The organism is Salsuginibacillus kocurii DSM 18087 (genome assembly GCF_000377705.1).
GTDB classification, from domain to species: domain Bacteria; phylum Bacillota; class Bacilli; order Bacillales; family Marinococcaceae; genus Salsuginibacillus; species Salsuginibacillus kocurii.
Genome location: NZ_KB898624.1, coordinates 14,071 through 32,491, shown reverse-complemented (window position 1 = coordinate 32,491; position 18,421 = coordinate 14,071). Strand labels below are relative to the sequence as shown.

The window sequence follows — 18,421 nt, the reverse complement described above, 5'->3', positions numbered from 1 at the left end:
GCTCCTCACTCCATAAACGAACGAATCATACGCCAAATCCGATCCCGCCAGCCTTCTTGTTGGTCTAGCTGCTTTTCTTCAAATAATGGAGACCTTGCAATTGTTCTGTCATCCAATTCGAACGTTAAATGACCCACTTCCTGTGTTACGCGCTCCTCATGTTCACTTCGCCGTTCACGTGGAGAATGAAACGTAGCTGCTTGCCTTACCCTTTTTCTTTCTTCTTCTGTCAGCGGATACCGAATCGCTTCATGCAAATAGACGTCTTTGCCTTCTGGCGCTTGTACAAGCGGCTGTTTGCCCTCTTCAGCCAATGTAATCGTATCAAATGCTTCAAAACCCTCTTCATACATGCGGATATGGTCATTCCAATCTGATGGAGCATTCAAGGTAACCGCAATGAAACGGTCACCTTCTTTTTCGGCAGTGGTTACTAATGTACGTTTAGCCCGTTTGGTATACCCTGTTTTCCCACCTGTTGTGTAGCTGTACAAGCTAGTTAACAGCTTATTTTTATTTCTCCACTCATAATTCCAGTCTTCTGCTGGATTGTCCGTTTTATAGGTCTCTGTAGCTGAAATTGCCCGGAACTGCTCATCTTTCATGGCGTATTGCATGAGCCTGGCCATATCATGAGCACTAGAATAATGCTGTTCGTGGTCATCTAACCCATGCGGATTATTAAAATAGGAATTATTCATCCCCAGCTGTTCAGCTTTTTCATTCATCATAATAGAAAAACCTTCTAAGCTGCCGCCCACGTGTTCTGCGATAGCTACAGCAGAATCATTTCCAGAACGAAGCATTAAACCATACACTAAATCTTCGAGCGGTATTTTAGTACCTGCTTGTAAATATAAAGAGGACCCTTCTGCTCTTACCGCTTCTTCACTGACCTTAACCTCTTCTTCTAAATCCCCATGCTCTAGAGCAAGCACTGCAGTCATGATTTTTGTAATACTTGCAATTCTCATCGGCTGATCTTTATTTTTTTCAAACAATATTCGCCCGCTTTCCTCATCAATTAATATGGCTGTCTCTGCTGATATTTCTGCCTCAATCGTCTCAGCATTTGCTGGGCTAATAGCTACAACCCCAAAAAAGAGAAGACAGAGAACGATTCGCACAATGGTTGCCTTCACCCCTTGCTCCTCCCTCCACTGGTCTATAATAATCTGTATGCATGTCCTTCTAAGCTATGCAGCATGGTAAAGAAAGAGAACATGGTTATACTACTTAGTAAAGATTTGGAGGATAACATTTTCTAAGCAAATACACATATCATGACCTTGTTACTTAAGAAAGAGAGAGTTAATAGGAGGTATCTAAATGGTGGGTGAAATGGCAATCGTCTTAGGGAGGATTCTTACAATTCTTCCTTTGTTAGCTATGGTTACTCTATTTATGGGAAAAAGACCAGTCGCAGAAATGCCTGTTTTTGATTTTTTAATTATTATAACCCTAGCTTCTGTAACTGGCGCAGATATAGCAGACCCCAATGTCTCAAACACGCTTACGGCTTTTGCCATTCTCATGATTGGATTATTACAAAAAACAGCGACTATTCTTATGCTTAAATACCCAGCTTTCAGAAGAAAATTGAGCCTGCCTCCTACACCAGTCATTGAATACGGGAAACTACTGCCGGAAAATATGAAAAAGATAAAATATTCAATAGATGATGTCACCGAATTACTGCGAGAACAAGGATATTTTCAACCAAGTGACATTCGACTTGCCCTCATCGAAGGCAGCGGCAAGTTATCTATTTATCCTTTTGATGAAAAACGTCCGTTAACTGCCGAAGATATGGGGCAACTTCCCCAGCATACGCTCCTAACCTTTCCAGTGTATAAAGACGGTCAGTTTGTTCAAGAAACACTGGATTCTTTTCAATTGACCGAACAAGACATTACCGAACAATTGGAGGGAAACTTTCAAACGACAATCGCGCAAGCATTTTATGTTTGGATGGATGAACAGAAAAACCTTTACGTTTCCGAAAAAGGACGCCTCCCTGAACTTCCAACCCCTAAATAATTGCTCTGTGTAGAAAATAACGAAAGAGGCAAGACTCCCCTGTGGGCAATACGGCACAACTGAATATCCGCAGACCAGAGCTTCGATGAGGGCCCAAACAGACCGCGGCATAGAAGACACAGTGAGTTCAAACGAAGTGAAAACCAATGATGTAGGGTAAAGGCCCCCTGGAGCCGGTAAATGCCATTGGTGGCAAAGAACTTGTGGACAGTTTTGTCTCTCTAATAGAAAATCCTCCCCATTATGCGGGAAGGATTCATCAACACCTTAGCTTAAATCAGCCTTTTGGTTTAAAAATCAGTGCAGCAATAAAGCTGAATATAATAGCTGCAGATATACCAGAACTGGTCACTTCAAAGATACCAGTTAATATACCAATAATCCCGTTCTCCTCTGCTTCTTGCATCGCTCCATGAACGAGGTGATTACCGAAGCTAGTAATTGGCACAGTAGCCCCTGCTCCGGCAAAATCAATTAACCGTTCATAAATACCCAAGCCATCAAGTACAGCTCCAGATACCACCAAAGCTGCCAATGTGTGAGCTGGTGTTAATTTACCGACATCCATCAGCAATTGGCCAATGACACAAATCAGCCCCCCTACGATAAAAGCCCAGAGAAAAATCATGACTGCTTACCCCCTCTCTCAATCACTACTCCATGGGCAATACAAGGAATGGTCTCATGCTGTTGATAAGAAATGGGAGAGAGAAGTGCCCCTGTAGCAATAACAAAAATTCGATTCCATTCTCCGTTCTCGAGTCGCTTCAATAAATGACCAAAGGTGACAGCGGCAGCACAGCCGCACCCACTTCCTCCCGCTCTTACATTTTGCTGTTCAGAATACATTAGAATTCCTGTGTCAACGAATTGCTGGGGCTGAATGTCTATTCCTTCCTCTTTTAAAAGCTCCAATGCAAGCGGGCGTCCTACTCGCCCCAAGTCTCCCGTTACCACTAAATCATATTGAGTAAGATCGCTGCCTGTATCATTAACGTGAGCTTTAAGAGTATCAACCGCTGCTGGAGCCATCGCAGCTCCCATATTGAAAGGATCAGTCAGGCCTTCATCGATTACGCGACCAATCGTCGCATGAGTGATGAGCGGACCGTTCCCTTGTGCACTAACGATAGCTGCCCCGCCAGCCGTTGCTGTCCATTGAGCAGTAGGTGGTTTTTGAGATCCATATTCTGTCGGATAGCGGAAGATTTTTTCGACCGCAGCGTTATGGCTCGTTGTTCCAGCAAGAACGTGCTGCGCCCCTCCACCATTTACTAAAAAAGCTCCTAAAGCAAGTGCTTCCATAGAGGTGGAACAAGCACCAAACACACCGATGTACGGAAGAGTAAATGACCGGCAGCCAAAATTTGTTGACGTCATTTGGTTTGATAAATCTCCTGCTAATATAAAATCAATATCTTCTTCTGTCAGTTGGCCTTTTTCCATTGCTTGATTACAAGCCGTCTCGAACAACATTTGTTGTGCTTTTTCAAATGACGTTTCGCCCAGCCAAAGCTCATCGTATAAAACATCAAAGTCTGTTGCCAACGGACCTTGGGCTTCAAAAGGACCAGCTGACGTGCCAGCAGAGGAAATAACCGGACTATTTTCAAATCTCCAACTTTGTTTACCTAGCTTCAAGGCGCAATCCCTCCTTGCGCTAACAGCGTACGAATTAAGGCAATTACGAAAGCAGCTACGGTCCCGTAAACAATAACAGAACCTGCGAGTTTGAACATATTACCGCCTACGCCTAACACGAATCCTTCCGTCCGGTGTTCAATCGCCGCACTAGACATGGCATTGGCAAACCCCGTAACCGGAACCGCTGTACCGGCCCCTGCGAATTGAGCAAATTTATCATATACACCTAACCCCGTTAACAATATAGCGAGGATGATTAAAACAGCCACAGTGGGATCTCCAGCTGTCTGCTCATTAAAATCAAAATAATGAATGAAAAACCATTGCAAACATTGTCCCACCACACAAATTAACCCACCTATCCAAAAAGCATTAAAGCAATTTATTAATAGCGGGCGCTTTGGTTCCATTTGGCTGGATAATTGTTGATAATGGGTTTTGTTATTCTGAGACATCCAATCTATCCTTTCACTCTTATATGGTCTTCCACTTCTAAAAGGCGTGTACGAATTTCTGATTTTTGCATTTCTTCGCTGCCTGTATCAGTTTCTAAGTCATCTAATAGTTGCCACACTTTTTGATCTGTGGAAAAATGTAGTTCTGAGTGAGGCAGTTTTTCATCTAACTCGACTAAAGCTTCTTTCGTATGTTCTGGTATCTTCAATCGGTTCATCTGCTTAACTTTTGCAGTCGCAAATACTTCCTCATCACAGCTGACAGCTCGAGGTTCAATGAAAGCATCCATTTGATTTAATACGACTTTTGCTTCTACAGCTTCATCTTGTTGACACGGGTTATCCGGGGTGCCCTTTTTTTGAGCTGCTCCCGTGTCATCCGTATTACACCCCGCCACTATCAAAAAGATAATGAAAAATGGTACTAATGTTTTCCAGGTAGACATCCTTAACCCTCACCTCCATTAAAGTCAAACCTGACTGTAGTTTGACCAAACCAAAAAAAGATATGAGTAGGAAAGTGGAAAGTCGCATTAAATGCGCGAAGCTTCACGCTTTACCACTGCTTTGTTCTATTGAGCTGAACCGAGAGAGAGGAAGCATGTGCAGACAGGTTAATATCCTTGGCTTTGCCACCATTACCTTATCAACTAATTAAAGATGAAAGGGTGTAACCTTTGGAACCTGTTATATGGAGCGCGATCAGTGTTTTACTGCTATTGATCATGTTGGTACTATGGCTTCTTTCCAGGATAATAAAACAGTTTAAAACCGTCGGAACAGAATTGCATTCTACACAAGAAAAGATGTCTGAGCTGTTACAATCTTTAGAACAATTAGACCACTTAAAAAGTGAGAACTTGTGCGAGGAAACAAGAGAGGTTGTATTAGAGCGCGCCTTAACCGTACGAAGGGCTGTTAAAAAACAAACAAACACACTTACTCCTACTGCTTTTGAACAAACACCTATTGAACCCGGCTTTCAAAAAGAAACGCTCGCCAAGTGCTTTCACGCAAATGAACTGATCGCCATCGAACAGTTTTGGGATATGTATCAATCCTACCTTCAGACTTACTGGCTTACTAAAGACCGTAGTTACAAAACAGTCTTTACCGGACAGCCGCATGACCCTCAAAGTGAATGGAATCAAGTTGTCCAAGCTTCCAAACAAACGTTAGCTCAACTTGATGCGCAAATGTCTAAGTTTTCCGCTTAATTACCGGATAATTCCACACAAAAAAACCACCCTACATGAAGTAAGGGGGTCATCTGTGTGGATACGAACGTTCTCTCCTTAACGGTAGAGTTAATTGTCGGTTTTTTTGCCTTGCTTTTAATGACCAAATGGCTCGGGAAAACGCAAATTACTCAACTAACACCCTTTGACTTTATTTCAGCCCTTGTGTTAGGGGAATTAGTAGGTAACGCTATTTACGATAAAGAAATTGGAGTCAATTATGTTTTATATGCTCTCGCGCTCTGGACGATGTTAATTGCTACCGTAGAGTGGGTTACACAAAAATTTAAAAAAAGTCGGTTCCTATTAGAAGGTGAACCGACAGTCATTATCCGCAACGGAGAATTAGATTTTCAGGCCATGAAAAAACAGCGGCTCGATATTAATCAAATGCAACACCTCTTACGGGATAACGATGTGTTTTCTGTGCGTGAAGTGGCCTATGGAATCCTCGAGGCTAATGGAAAACTAAACATCATTAAAACCAACGAAACCAAAACACCCACGGCTTCTGATTTACAGGTCGTAAGTCAAACACCGCCCAGCTTGCCGATCACCTTGATTGCAGACGGCGAGCTGCTTGGTGATAACATAAAAGAAGCAGGACTCACTTTGACTGCATTAAATGAAGAGCTAGCAGACTTGCATATTTATTCTCATGAGGATGTTCTGTTTGCGGACTGGGACCCCTATGACGGCCTGTATGTTCAACCCTACGATGATAAAGCGTAAACCTTTACGTTTCTGTTATTTCATCAACACCGACCTCTTTAAAAAACAAGTCAGCTTCATTGCTTGATTCTGTCTTTGCATGCTCTGGCAATGGCGGCAGCTCTTCTAACGAACTGAGTTCAAAGGCATCCAAAAATTGCGTGGTTGTTCCATAAAGAATCGGTCTCCCAACCCCTTCTGACCGGCCCATCTCTTGAATAAGCCCTTTTCCGACCAGCGTTTGAATTGGACGATCAGATTTTACGCCCCGTACTTCTTCAATCGCAATCCGGGTAATGGGTTGGCGGTAGGCAACAATAGCCAATGTTTCTAAAGCAGCTTGAGACAACGTTTTCCGTTCAGGAGGATGCAGCATCGCAGTAATATATGGGGCTGCTTCTTTTATCGTTGTAAATTGGTAAACATCACCGAATTTTCGTATTTGAATGCCTGCGTCTCGATCACGATACTGCCTAGCAAGAGAATCCAGTCTATCTTTTGCTTCTTCGCTTTCAATCTCTAATACCCGGGCTGCTTCTTGCACAGATACTCCTTCATCACCACATACAAATAGAAGGCTTTCTAACGTTGAATTAATGGAAATCATGGGAGACACCTTCTTCATTCGTATAAATTAAAATGTCCTCAAAGTTATTTGATTGCTCACAGTAAACAGCTCGTGTTTTCATCAATTCTAGTATGGCTAAGAACGTAAGTACTTGAGAAGTTCTTTCTTCATGTTCTACCCACGATAAAAAAGATAGTGGTGTTTTTCTTTCTTTAAGTACATGTTTAACTTCTCCCATCCGTTCTTCAATGGTAACTTCTTCTTTCTGAACACGTGCTGTGATCGGCCGCTTAACGTCAACTCGGTGCCTAGCACGTTCAAATGCTTGTAACATATCATAAACAGTAACTTCTCCTATATCAGGCACCGTTTCGTTTTCGCTCGAAGGCTCAAAAGATTCATCAGCTGTAGGAGGCTTCGTAAATAGCACAGCTCTGGACTTTTCACGTTCAGAAAGAACAGCTGCTGCTTCTTTAAATTGCTTGTATTCCTCTAGTCGTTCAATTAATTCTTGCCGCGGGTCTTCTTCGTAATAAAATTCTTCTTCATCTTCAATTTCCACTTGCGGATCGGGCAGAAGCATTTTACTTTTAAGTTCGAGTAGTGTAGCCGCCATCACTAAATACTCACTTGCTATGTCCAGTTCAAGCTCCTGCATTGCATGAATATAATGAACATATTGTTCAGTAATTTCAGCAACCGGGATATCATAAATATCCACTTCTGCTTGTTGAATTAAATGGAGTAACAAGTCTAGCGGCCCTTCGAACGCATCAATTTTAACATTATAAGTGTTCATGTTATATAGGAGCCTCCAGGTTTAAATCATTGAAGGTATGGTTGAAACACCGGGAATTATACCATAAAAAAAGGCGATCATGTGTTGGAATTTCACCTAACGGGTACGCTGTGTTATAATTGGATCTTGAAAATGTTTATTGATCGATTAAGGAGGATCGCCAATGTACCCTGAAGCTTACTTGCAATATTTAATTCATTTCCATGGCGATCGTGACTTTTTCGAATGCCATGAGATTTTAGAAGAACACTGGAAATCTCAAAATAAACAAGGTCACCACTGGGTCGGCCTTATACAACTTGCTGTCGGTCTTTATCACGAGCGACGTGAAAATAAAGACGGAGCCGTGCGCATGCTCCGCAGCAGCTATCAAATTCTACACAAGCATTCACTTACGGTAGAAAAACTTGGCTTAAACGCTGATCATTTATTTGAGTTATTAGATGAACAAATTAAGCGTATCCAAGCTGGTGCCAGTTATCAAGATATCGATTTACCCATAATTGACCCTGAATTGCTGCACGCCGTCAAGCAAAAGGCTAAACGTAGTGGTTTTACTTGGTTAGGCTCTAGTAACATGGAAGAGCCAATGCTTATTCATAAACACACTCTCCGCCCCGATCGACAAGAAGTCATTGAAGAGCGTCAATATCAAAAAGAACGAAAAGCAAAAGAACGACAGGCTCAGTACGTGTAAGCACTTGAGCCTGTCGTTTTTTATTGTTCATTTTCTTGAGAAGAAGTATCAGCTGACTTCGTCCCGTCGGACAAACATTGTTCTAAAAAGGTCTGCGTATTATCCGTTCCTGTTATTTTTACATCTAATCGTTCTAACAGCGTATTAATAAGTTGCCCGCCAATGCCTTCCTCCCGATACGAAGGATTCACGCATAAATGTTGAAGTTCTGCGTGCTGCTCATCCTTAAAGAAGAGACCAGCCACGGCCACAATATCATCGTCTTGTTTCCATAAATACAAGCGCCAGCTTTCATCCTCTTCATACCGCCGGATCGTTTCAAGTAACACTTTAACGTCCTTCTCCTCCGGCATGTAGGAGAGGAGGCCCATCGCAATTTTACGATGAGATGGTTTATACTTCGCTAACATGCTCTAATCCCTCATTCCCAGCATCTTGTTCTATTGCAAGGATAACTCGGTACTGGTAATATTATACCGTTTACTGGAAGCAGGTAAAAGAAAAAATTTATGAGAACTGGTTGCCTCAATATCTCACTTCTTAATAACTCATTTCAGCTAGAAGCTGCGGTTTAAATTAGCCATCTCAATAGCAGCAACAGAAACTTCTGCTCCTTTATTGCCAGCTTTCGTGCCGGCCCGTTCAATAGCCTGCTCAATCGTTTCAGTCGTAAGCACACCGAAAATAACTGGAATTCCAGAAGTTAAAGACAGGTTACCTACTCCCTTAGCTACTTCATTACATACATAATCAAAATGCGGGGTGGAACCACGAATTACGGTACCGAGCGTTATGATTGTATCATACTTTTCTGTATCTGCCATCTTCTTAGCAGCAAAAGGAATTTCAAACGCGCCCGGCACCCAAGCGACATCTATATTTTCTGAAGCCACACCATGTTGTCTTAAGGCCCCTTTCGCCCCTTCAAGCAAGCGTTCGGTAATGAAATCGTTAAAGCGGGCCACGACAATTCCTACTTTTAAATCTGTACCTACCAAGTTACCTTCAAATGTATTACCCATATTACTAACTCCAATCCTTAAAATTTAAACTTTATCTATACGAAGACTACACGTTTTTATTTTGGCTTTGTTAAATTTTGCTGTTGATTTTCACTAAAAGACACTCGCTTGCCTCGGGCATTGCTTTGGCTTCCTCGGGAAAACCACCCTGTGGGATCTTCAGCTAATGCTATTCCCGAAGGCGTCTCGCGCTTTTCTACAAGCAACATCATTCTAAAATATCAACCTTCACCTTTAACAGTGCCTTTATTTTAAAAATGCAGCATATGTCCGAGTTTTGCATGCTTTGTGCGCATATATTTTTCATTGTCCGGGTTATAAGGAAGCTGCAGTGGCACACGGTCCGTAACTTCAAGGCCATACCCTTTTAAACCTGTTATTTTACGAGGGTTATTCGTTAACAGTTTCATTTGAGCCACATCTAAATCCCTTAAAATTTGCGCTCCAATTCCATAATCCCGTAAATCGGGACCAAATCCTAATTTTTCATTCGCTTCTACGGTGTCATAACCTTCTTCTTGTAATTTGTAAGCCCGCATTTTGTTAATTAAGCCGATGCCCCTGCCTTCTTGGCGCATATATAAAAGCACGCCCTTGCCTTCTTTTTCGATCTGCTGCAGAGCCGCATGAAGCTGAGGTCCACAATCACACCGGTGGGAGCCAAATACATCTCCAGTTAAACATTCGGAGTGAACTCTTACAAGAGTGGGCTCTTCAGGTGTGATATGGCCTTTAACTAGAGCTACATGCTCTTTTCCATCGATATTGGACGTAAAGCCAAATGCTTTAAAGTCCCCAAAGTCGGTTGGCATTGTAATTTCCGTTTCTCTAGTGACTAATTTATCCTTACGATGGCGGTACTGTATTAAATCTTTGATCGTAATCATTTTTAAATCATAATCATCTGCGATTTGTCTTAAATCTGGTACACGAGCCATCGTGCCATCGTCTTTAATAATTTCACAAATAACCCCGGCCGGCTTCGCTCCTGAAAGACGCGCCAAATCCACCGCAGCCTCGGTGTGCCCTGCTCTGCGCAAAACCCCCCCTTCTTTTGCAATTAAAGGGAAGATGTGACCCGGGCGTTTAAAATCCTGACTTTTAGCCTCTTCTGAGATTAAAGCGCGCACAGTGTCAGCTCGTTCAGGGGCTGAAATACCGGTTTGATTTGTCTTATGGTCCACACTCACTGTAAAGGCTGTTCCATGAGGATCAGTATTATGATCAACCATGGGAGTCAATTCAAGCTCTTTTGCTCGTTTTTCCTCCATTGGCACACATACCAATCCCCGGCCTCTTGTAATCATAAAGTTGATCGTTTCTGGCGTTACCTTATCGGCTAAAGCCACTAAATCTCCTTCATTCTCCCGGTCCTCATCATCACACACGATAACTGCCTCGCCTTGCATTAACTCATAAATCGCCTCTTCAATCGGGTCAAACATGTTCTCATTCATTCTAGTCTCCTCCCCCGCTCCTTGGTTATGGTATACGTTCACTAAGCTTGATTAGCGAATCTCGTTTCAAGCAGGCGCTCTACATATTTTGAGAGCATATCCGCTTCTAGATTCACAGTATCACCGGCACCTTTTTGTCCTAACACTGTTTCACTCATCGTGTGTGGAATAATAGATAGCGTCAGTGTCGTCTGCTCAATGCCGAACACAGTCAAACTTATTCCATCCACGGCAACTGACCCTTTTTCAACTAAGTAAGGTGTTAGTTCCTGCGGTACGTCAATTAAAAAGTAAACTGCATTTTCATCTTCTTTTAATGATTGGATCTTGGCTCTTGCGTCCACATGTCCACTGACAAAATGACCGCCAAAGCGATCTCCTGCTGACATAGCACGCTCTAAATTGACAACTGACCCCGCTTGTAATTGTTCAAGACTGGTTGCTCTTACCGTCTCAGGCATTACATCCACCGTAAAAGAGTTCTCATTAAACGATGTCACCGTTAAGCAAACACCGTTAACCGCTATACTATCTCCAATCGCTGCATCTTCAAGAATTTTAGGGGCTGACACTTCAAATACAAACGATTCCCCTGTACGTTCTAAGGCTTTCACGGTTCCCATCTCTTCAATGATGCCAGTAAACATTATATCTCCTCCGTTCGTCTTGCTACGATCTTTATATCAGGACCTGCCATGCCTGTGTGTACCACTTCCATTGGTAAAGCATCGGCCAATTGTGAAATCCCTTCTCCCCCGGCGGAAGGAACTGCCTCTTTTCCAGCCAGCAGAAGCGGTGCGGTATAACTCACCCATTCATCCACGTATCCATATTGAATAAACGAACCAATTACGGTGGATCCTCCTTCAATGAGGAGAGAGGTTACTTCTAACGAAGCCAGGTCCTTTAAGACACTTGTTACATCATAGGGACCTTTCTTTAAACGGACTACCTTGGCACCAGCCTTTTCCAATGCTGCTTGTTTTTCATGAGAAGCATCAGCCCCTGTATAAATGAAAACCGGAGCTGAGTTATCTGTCAGCATTTTTGCATTGGGCCGCATTTGCAGTCCTGAATCTAAAATAATTCGTTTCGGTTGTCTATTGATCCCCGGCAAACGTACAGTTAGTGACGGATCATCGGCTAAGACGGTTTGAATACCAGTGAGAATGGCATCATGATCAGCCCGTAACTGATGACCATCCTCTCTTGCTTCTGCAGACGTGATCCATTTGCTTTCACCAGCGGCAGTAGCTGTTTTACCATCCAAGGAAGAAGCAGATTTTATCGTCACGTATGGCCGGTTTGATCGCACATACCGAAAAAATTTACGATAGAGAGTAGCTGCCCGCACTTGATGGAGGCCCGTTTCCACTTCTATCCCCGCGTGTTGAAGTTTTGCAATACCTTTCCCAGAAACACGGGCGTCTGGGTCTTGGGTGGCGATCACGCAACGGGCAATTTCATACTCAATAATTAAATCAGCGCAGGGAGGTGTCTTCCCGTAGTGACTACAAGGCTCTAACGTGACATATATGGTTGCCCCTTTTGCTTTCTTGCCTGCCATTTGTAAAGCGTGGACTTCAGCATGAGCTTCTCCAACTTTTAAATGAGCCCCAATGCCTACCACCTCACCATCTTTCACTACAACCGCTCCCACTGCGGGATTAGGGGATTGCTGCCCTGCTACTGTTTCTGCTAGTTCTAAGGCATTAGTCATATACATAGAATCATTCATTACCTATCCCCCTTGATCAACGGCATTAATTCAGTTGTTACAGTAACGAGCTCAACGATTCAGTTAAGTTCTTATACATATAAAAAACCCAGACCTTCGTAAAATGAAGGATCTGGGAGAAGATCGTGGTCATAGGAAAAAAACCATTTAAGAAATACACGTGGGGCCTACAGCTCCACATGAATAGTCTTGTTATAGCAGCATAGGAATGTTTGAATGTACATTTAAACACAAACAACACAAAAATGAAACCAATGTGTACTAGCAGAAATCGTCTCACTGCCCTGGAGGCATTTGCACCATTCTCGCCTGCTTCCCGTTTATGCTAAAAAGACATACTTATCCCAGGCATGCTATTTCTATGAACACGGCCTGCCTTCTCCCATCCAGACTTTCACTGTCGGCTCTGGAGTTGCACCAGATCCACCGAACGAGTCATTCGCTCGGGTCACGGACTAAGAAGTATACACTTCATCACCGCCGGTCGGGATTTTCACCCAGCCCCGAAGGTCACCGTCATTCCTATTCAACTTTGAATGATTGTTCACATTATATCACAAAACGTAAATGGACGTGAAAGAAAACGACCTTTGCCGAATAATTTATTTACCGTTTCTAGAAAAGCTCTCTTCTTTTGTCCATAAAAAAGAAGCCTGCTCTACAGGCTCCTCAGCTCTATACTTTTTCAGTTTTATATAATGGTTCATCATGCATGATGATGTCATCATAAGTTTCGCCGCGCACGACCACATTTGCTTCTCCATTTTCTAGAAAAATAACGGGCGGGCGCGTGATGCGGTTGTAATTGTTTGCCATCGAATAGCCATATGCCCCCGTGGAAAATACGGCTAATACATCGCCTGATTTCACCTCAGGCAGGGGCAGGTCCCAAATTAGCATATCTCCACTTTCACAACACTTACCAGCTACTGAGAATTGTTCACTCTTTTCTTCATTTGGCCGATTAGCAAGAATGCCCTCATACTCTGCTTGATAAAGAGCAGGACGGATGTTATCGGTCATGCCCCCATCCACTGCGATATATCTTCTAACTTCCGGGACATCTTTTGAAGAACCGACCGTATATAGCGTGGTACCTGCTTCACCGACTAATGACCGTCCTGGTTCTATCCATACCTCTGGAACAGGCATTCCGCTCGCTTTAGCTTCTTCCTTAATAGCTTGTACTAACCCATCTACATACGTGCCAGGGTGCAAAGGCTGATCCTCTTCTGTGTAACGGATCCCAAAACCTCCCCCAACGTTAACTACTTCAGGGACAAAACCAAAGCTTTCTTTCCAGCTGCGGAGCGATTCGTATAATTTTTCAACAGCCATTACAAAGCCAATCGTTTCAAAAATTTGTGAGCCTATATGGCAATGGACCCCTAATAAATGGAGGTGATCCATGCTTATCGCAGCGTTTACCGCTTCTGCTCCTTGACCGCTGGCTAAATCAAAACCAAACTTAGAATCTTCCTGACCTGTAGAAATGTAATCATGTGTGTGAGCTTCAATTCCAGGGGTCGTACGTAATAAAATACGCACTTCCTTTTGCAACTTTTGTGCTTCCTGCTGCAATAGTTCTAATTCATAAAAGTTATCAACGACAAAGCAGCCCACTCCATATTCCACGCCCATTTTTATCTCTTCCGGGCTTTTATTATTGCCATGCATATGAACGCGCTCCATGGGAAATCCTGCTTTTTTAGCTGTATATAACTCCCCGCCAGAGACAACGTCCAGGCTGAGGTCTAGTTCCTGAGCTAATTGCACCATTGCTATGCAACTAAATGCTTTCGAAGCATAGGCGATTTGGTAAGAGACTTCTGCTTCTTGAAAAGCCTCATGAAAGGCAGCTGCTCGTTCACGAATCAGTGCCAGATCATAGGCATAAACAGGCGTTCCATATTGTTTCGTTAACGCGATCGTGTCTACGCCTCCGATTTCCAAACGCCCCTGTTCATTTATGTGGCTTGAGCCTTGCAATTTCATTTCACTTACGCCCTTTCTTCCTTCAATCATAGCTCATATTTTAACACGTCGAGTCGTGAGAGCAAAGGAAAAGAATGAGCGATTCCATAGAACAGGTATTTGCTTACCCTTTCGTTTGGCGAATCTCATCTTTTGGATTAACAATCCGCAAGCGTACTTTCATAGCTGGCACCGTTTGTCGGACAAAGATCTGCCATAAAGCAAGAGGGTCAAATGGCAAAAGCGGCCACATATATGGTTTATTTAACGATCTGATACCGCACATGAAAAGAAAGATGCACATCGCAGAAACGACAAATCCGAGCGCGCCCCAAAAACCTATCGCTAAAATAAATAACAGCCTCATCATTTTTAAAGCTAAACTCAGTTCATAGCTTGGCGTGGCAAAACTACCGACTGCCCCCACAGCTACATAAAGAATAACTTCAGCGCTGAATAAGCCGACTTCCATCGCAATCTCCCCGATAAGGAGCGCAGCTACTAAACCTAATGCTGTAGCTAATGGATCAGGGGTGTGTATGGCAGCCATCCTCAACAGTTCAATTCCGATTTCTGCTAGAAATATTTGTGTGAATATCGGTATATTATGCTCGTCTTGTGGGCCAATGTAATCCAGCCAAGGCGGCAGCATATCCGGGGATAACACGAATAGAAGCCATAACGGTGCAATGAACAAACCGGCTACCATGCCGAAAAAGCGGATCCAACGCAAAAAGGTACCTATTGAAGGAGCTTGCCGGTGTTCCTCAGCATGTTGGACATGATGGAAAAAAGTGGTCGGTGTAATGATCACACTTGGTGAAGCGTCCACGAGAATGATGACATGACCCTCGAATAAATGGGTAGCAGCAACATCGGGGCGTTCTGTATATCTAACGAGCGGAAATGGATTATACCCTTGTTTTACTAAATACTCTTCTATCGATTTATCACCCATAGGAAAACCGTCAATATTTACAGTTTCTAATTCCTTTTTTATAATTTCCACCAAATCATGATCGGCCACATCTTCAATATAGGAAATACAAATATCTGTCTTCGAACGTTTTCCAACTTTGATAATTTCATGGCGCAGTCGTTCATCACGTATACGCCGCCTGGTTAAAGCGGTGTTTTCAATGATATTTTCCGTATAGCCATCCCTTGCCCCACGCACTACTTTTTCTGTGTCCGGCTCTTCTGGCCCTCTTCCCGGGTAAAAACGAACGTCTACGATAAACGCTTCGCTCTCACCTTCCATAAGAATGAAAATAAGACCAGACAACATTTCCGTAATACAATCTTCAAATGTATCCTTATATTCAACTTGCAAATTTACCAGATGATTTTCGACTGCTTTCCGGACATTGGGTACTTTGCGGCCGCGCGATTCAAGCTTCATAATCTCTTTTAATAGTTCCATGACGGGCTGGTCTTCGCTTAAACCTTGAACAAAGTATAATTGGATTTCTTTATCGAACACTTCCAGCTTACGGATCCCTACATCAAAACTTTTATCCATTCCTAGTCTTTTTTTAAATTCTTCTTCGTTCTTTTTTATGTCGGAATAGAGTGGTTGTTTATCTTCCTGATTGCTCACTTCTTATACCCTCCCGTTCCAAAACGAATTGCAATGCTTTTAATGTAATCTCGGAGCCAAAGACTGGGTCATCCCGTCGCCCCATTTTGCCTAAATCTCCGATGCCAACGATTAGAGGAATGGATAGTTGGTCTAAAACGGAAGTTGTATCCCCTTTAATGCGCTGAACTTCAAGTTCTGTCCATCCTTCTTTATCTACCCCGTACTGCGTGATTTCGCCAAAACGGTCTATAGAAACATCCACATGCGTCCAATCGTATTGGTGTGCTGTAGACGCAACCGCCAGCGCTCCAATAATTTCATAGCGAGGGTCTTCACTTAACTGTTGCATGAGTTCTTCCCCGACACCGATTTCGTGTGATCCATAATCGTCAAACAATACAACAACGCGAGAAAATGGCTGGCGGTTTATCTGGCCGGTCATCTTAGCTAACGGCGGACTGGAAACCACCACTCCTAGTTGAAGGTGGCGCGCTGCATTTTTTACCGCTTGAATGGCTTTTGAGTCACCATCCGTTACAAAGATCAGCTGCTTATTTATCGTGAAGACCCCCTTTCTCTTTTACAAGCTGGAACTGACTCGTTGTCACTTTAAAGTTAGCGTGTGCGTGCTCTCTTATTATCATGCATCAACACATGAGATTTACTCGGGAAACTTCCATCAGCTATAACCGGAACATTTTCAACAGAAGATGATCTTCTTGGAAACTGCTGCAGACGGTCGCTTTCATCACATTTACAAGGCAATGGCGGCTTGTTCGTTACTTTGTTTGCCCTCGGGGTGTCTTCTTGCCTGCGGCAAGGAATTTAGATTCTTCGGGGAAAGCGCCTCACTAAAAAACCCGGAAGTGACCTTCATTCGGCCATCCGGGTTTTCATTTTAGTTAATATTTTCTTTTCAAGTCTTGATACTTGGACTTGAGAAATTCCCAGTCTTTCAGCTACTTCATCCTGGGTTTGATCTCGAAAATATCTGAGATAGACAATAAGACGCTCTCGTTTTTCCAGTTTTTGAATAGCTTCTCGGATTGCCAGTTGGTCAAACCACTTTGCTTCTTCTTGGTCTGAGAGCTGATCCATTAACGTAATCGGGTCTCCGTCATTTTCATAAACTGTTTCATGAAGCGAAGATAAGTGGCGGCCAGCTTCACTAGCAAAAACAATGTCTTCAGCAGGTATATCCAACGCTTCAGCTAATTCTTTAATCGTCGGTTCACGTCCGAGCGCTTTTGTTTGTTCATCTTTTTCTTTGCGCACACGCTGATTTAATTCTTTCAGCGAACGACTAACTTTCATCGTGCCATCATCTCGGATAAAGCGCTGGATTTCACCGATGATCATAGGTACGGCATACGTAGAAAATTTCACCTCATAGGTAAGGTCAAATTTGTCTATAGATTTCATTAACCCAATACAACCGATCTGAAACAAATCTTCAGGGTCATATCCTCGGTTGATAAACCGTTGCACAACTGACCAGACCAACCTTGTATTCGCATGTACTAATGCTTCTCTAGCTTCTGTTCTGCCAGCTTGTGATTCTTCGATCCATTGTCTCACTTTAGCTTGAGAAGGAGGTGATTTCGTATTGTTATTCATAAGATCTCCCCTTCTAATTGCTTGGCAACGTACTTTTAGTGAGCCACTTTTTTAAGAAGACGGTGGTACCGGTGGTTTCGGTTGATTGAATTGAGACTTCATCCATAAAATTCTCCATTATCGTAAAGCCCATCCCGGAACGTTCAAGCTCAGGTTTGGATGTATAGAGAGGTTCCATAGCAGTTTGAATGTTTGGTATCCCTTTCCCTTGGTCCGTTATTGTGAGAGTCACCACATCTTCTTCAATGCTTGTTTGAATAAAGATTCTGCCATTTGGATTCTCGTCATAACCATGAATTATGGCATTGGTTACTGCTTCAGAAACCACTGTTTTTAATTCAGTTAGCTCTTCCATGGTTGGATCTATTTGGCTAACAAAAGCGGCCACTGTACTTCTGGCAAAGGATTCATTCTGGCTCAATGCAGCAATGCTTAATTCCATTTCATTTTTCACTTATGCCACCCCCAACGTGCGTAACGCCGATTTTTCTCCTTCTTCTAAACGCAAGACCTTATACATTCCAGCCATCTCAAAAATACGATTGACTTCTTCCGAAATCGCACAAACGACAACTTCTCCTTCACGGGCAGCAATGGTTTTATAACGTCCTAAAATCACGCCAATCCCAGAACTGTCCATAAACCGTAGATCTTCAAGGTTTAATAACATATGATGAACGTCTTCATCTTTTAACGCTTCGTCTAGTTCAGTGCGAAGTTCTAACGCCGTATGGTGGTCGAGTTCTCCAGTCAGCCGAACACATAATACGTTTTTTTCCTTAGTGAGTTCAGATAGTAGTTCCACGTAAACCTCACCCTCCCTTTTTTACAGTAGCTTGCCTCTTTAGGATTCGAGAGTTCCTGCCTTTCCCCTTCACG

22 protein-coding genes and 1 riboswitch are annotated in these 18,421 nt (G+C 43.0%); of the genes, 4 read left to right on the top strand and 18 right to left on the bottom strand.

The window, feature by feature from the left end; translation table 11 throughout:
* Nucleotides 1–5: 5 nt before the first annotated feature.
* The gene (locus tag D469_RS0104470; RefSeq protein WP_018922171.1) at nt 6–1,142 is read right to left on the bottom strand and encodes a D-alanyl-D-alanine carboxypeptidase family protein; all 1,137 of its coding nucleotides are present in this window, start codon (nt 1,140–1,142) and stop codon (nt 6–8) included.
* 187 nt (nt 1,143–1,329) lie between these two features.
* Between D469_RS0104470 and D469_RS0104465 the strand changes: the two genes are divergently transcribed.
* Nucleotides 1,330–2,040 carry a DUF421 domain-containing protein gene (locus tag D469_RS0104465; RefSeq protein ID WP_018922170.1) on the top strand — a complete coding sequence of 237 codons (711 nt, stop codon included), beginning with the start codon at nt 1,330–1,332 and terminating at the stop codon, nt 2,038–2,040.
* Nucleotides 2,041–2,317: 277 nt separating this feature from the next.
* Here the strand turns inward: D469_RS0104465 and spoVAE are convergent, their stop codons facing one another.
* The 4 genes from spoVAE to D469_RS0104445 are packed head-to-tail and all read right to left on the bottom strand — an operon-like array spanning nt 2,318 to nt 4,585.
* Nucleotides 2,318–2,668: a stage V sporulation protein AE gene (gene spoVAE, locus D469_RS0104460; RefSeq protein WP_018922169.1), complete on the bottom strand. Its 351-nt coding sequence runs from the start codon at nt 2,666–2,668 to the stop codon at nt 2,318–2,320.
* A complete protein-coding gene (spoVAD, locus tag D469_RS0104455) occupies nt 2,665–3,681 on the bottom strand; it encodes a stage V sporulation protein AD (RefSeq protein ID WP_018922168.1) in 1,017 nt (338 codons plus the stop codon). Before spoVAD ends, spoVAE begins: the two co-directional genes overlap by 4 nt.
* Nucleotides 3,678–4,139: a stage V sporulation protein AC gene (gene spoVAC / locus D469_RS0104450; protein WP_026286106.1), complete on the bottom strand. Its 462-nt coding sequence runs from the start codon at nt 4,137–4,139 to the stop codon at nt 3,678–3,680. Before spoVAC ends, spoVAD begins: the two co-directional genes overlap by 4 nt.
* Before the next feature lie 5 nt (nt 4,140–4,144).
* Nucleotides 4,145–4,585 carry a hypothetical protein gene (locus tag D469_RS0104445; RefSeq protein WP_018922166.1) on the bottom strand — a complete coding sequence of 147 codons (441 nt, stop codon included), beginning with the start codon at nt 4,583–4,585 and terminating at the stop codon, nt 4,145–4,147.
* A gap of 231 nt (nt 4,586–4,816) precedes the next feature.
* Between D469_RS0104445 and D469_RS0104440 the strand changes: the two genes are divergently transcribed.
* A complete protein-coding gene (locus D469_RS0104440; protein WP_018922165.1) occupies nt 4,817–5,356 on the top strand; it encodes a hypothetical protein in 540 nt (179 codons plus the stop codon).
* Nucleotides 5,357–5,413: 57 nt separating this feature from the next.
* On the top strand, nt 5,414–6,109 hold the full coding sequence (locus tag D469_RS0104435) for a YetF domain-containing protein (RefSeq protein WP_018922164.1): 696 nt from the start codon (nt 5,414–5,416) through the stop codon (nt 6,107–6,109).
* A gap of 4 nt (nt 6,110–6,113) precedes the next feature.
* On the opposite strand, the gene scpB is transcribed toward D469_RS0104435, so the two are convergent.
* A complete protein-coding gene (gene scpB / locus D469_RS0104430; RefSeq protein WP_018922163.1) occupies nt 6,114–6,695 on the bottom strand; it encodes an SMC-Scp complex subunit ScpB in 582 nt (193 codons plus the stop codon).
* Nucleotides 6,682–7,455: a segregation/condensation protein A gene (locus D469_RS0104425; RefSeq protein WP_018922162.1), complete on the bottom strand. Its 774-nt coding sequence runs from the start codon at nt 7,453–7,455 to the stop codon at nt 6,682–6,684. The genes scpB and D469_RS0104425 overlap by 14 nt, the downstream gene beginning before the upstream one ends.
* Nucleotides 7,456–7,618: 163 nt before the next feature.
* Here D469_RS0104425 and D469_RS0104420 point away from each other — a divergent pair, with 163 nt between their 5' ends.
* Nucleotides 7,619–8,152, top strand: a complete 534-nt coding sequence (locus D469_RS0104420; RefSeq protein ID WP_018922161.1) for a DUF309 domain-containing protein — start codon at nt 7,619–7,621, stop codon at nt 8,150–8,152.
* 20 nt (nt 8,153–8,172) lie between these two features.
* Here D469_RS0104420 and D469_RS0104415 read toward each other — a convergent pair whose 3' ends face one another.
* From D469_RS0104415 to spoIIAA, 11 genes are all read right to left on the bottom strand, one after another.
* Nucleotides 8,173–8,562 (bottom strand): GNAT family N-acetyltransferase, encoded by a 390-nt coding sequence (locus tag D469_RS0104415; protein WP_018922160.1) that lies wholly within the window; start codon nt 8,560–8,562, stop codon nt 8,173–8,175.
* Nucleotides 8,563–8,709: 147 nt separating this feature from the next.
* Nucleotides 8,710–9,174, bottom strand: a complete 465-nt coding sequence (gene ribH / locus D469_RS0104410) for a 6,7-dimethyl-8-ribityllumazine synthase (protein WP_018922159.1) — start codon at nt 9,172–9,174, stop codon at nt 8,710–8,712.
* Between the two features lie 251 nt (nt 9,175–9,425).
* Nucleotides 9,426–10,619: a bifunctional 3,4-dihydroxy-2-butanone-4-phosphate synthase/GTP cyclohydrolase II gene (locus D469_RS0104400; RefSeq protein WP_026286104.1), complete on the bottom strand. Its 1,194-nt coding sequence runs from the start codon at nt 10,617–10,619 to the stop codon at nt 9,426–9,428.
* 53 nt (nt 10,620–10,672) lie between these two features.
* Nucleotides 10,673–11,278, bottom strand: coding sequence for a riboflavin synthase (gene ribE, locus D469_RS0104395; protein ID WP_018922156.1), 606 nt, complete (start codon nt 11,276–11,278; stop codon nt 10,673–10,675).
* On the bottom strand, nt 11,278–12,369 hold the full coding sequence (gene ribD, locus D469_RS0104390) for a bifunctional diaminohydroxyphosphoribosylaminopyrimidine deaminase/5-amino-6-(5-phosphoribosylamino)uracil reductase RibD (RefSeq protein WP_018922155.1): 1,092 nt from the start codon (nt 12,367–12,369) through the stop codon (nt 11,278–11,280). Before ribD ends, ribE begins: the two co-directional genes overlap by 1 nt.
* A 370-nt stretch (nt 12,370–12,739) precedes the next feature.
* A riboswitch (FMN riboswitch) is annotated at nt 12,740–12,884 on the bottom strand.
* Nucleotides 12,885–13,044: 160 nt separating this feature from the next.
* Complete coding sequence (gene lysA / locus D469_RS0104385; RefSeq protein WP_018922154.1) at nt 13,045–14,364, bottom strand: diaminopimelate decarboxylase; 1,320 nt, start codon at nt 14,362–14,364, stop codon at nt 13,045–13,047.
* Nucleotides 14,365–14,467: 103 nt separating this feature from the next.
* Complete coding sequence (locus tag D469_RS0104380) at nt 14,468–15,943, bottom strand: spore germination protein (RefSeq protein WP_018922153.1); 1,476 nt, start codon at nt 15,941–15,943, stop codon at nt 14,468–14,470.
* Nucleotides 15,924–16,469: a stage V sporulation protein AE gene (locus D469_RS0104375; protein ID WP_276202156.1), complete on the bottom strand. Its 546-nt coding sequence runs from the start codon at nt 16,467–16,469 to the stop codon at nt 15,924–15,926. The genes D469_RS0104380 and D469_RS0104375 overlap by 20 nt, the downstream gene beginning before the upstream one ends.
* Before the next feature lie 329 nt (nt 16,470–16,798).
* On the bottom strand, nt 16,799–17,542 hold the full coding sequence (gene sigF / locus D469_RS0104370) for an RNA polymerase sporulation sigma factor SigF (RefSeq protein WP_018922151.1): 744 nt from the start codon (nt 17,540–17,542) through the stop codon (nt 16,799–16,801).
* Between the two features lie 13 nt (nt 17,543–17,555).
* Nucleotides 17,556–17,996, bottom strand: a complete 441-nt coding sequence (gene spoIIAB / locus D469_RS0104365; protein WP_018922150.1) for an anti-sigma F factor — start codon at nt 17,994–17,996, stop codon at nt 17,556–17,558.
* Nucleotides 17,997–18,347 (bottom strand): anti-sigma F factor antagonist, encoded by a 351-nt coding sequence (gene spoIIAA / locus D469_RS0104360; protein WP_018922149.1) that lies wholly within the window; start codon nt 18,345–18,347, stop codon nt 17,997–17,999.
* Nucleotides 18,348–18,421 lie beyond the last annotated feature (74 nt).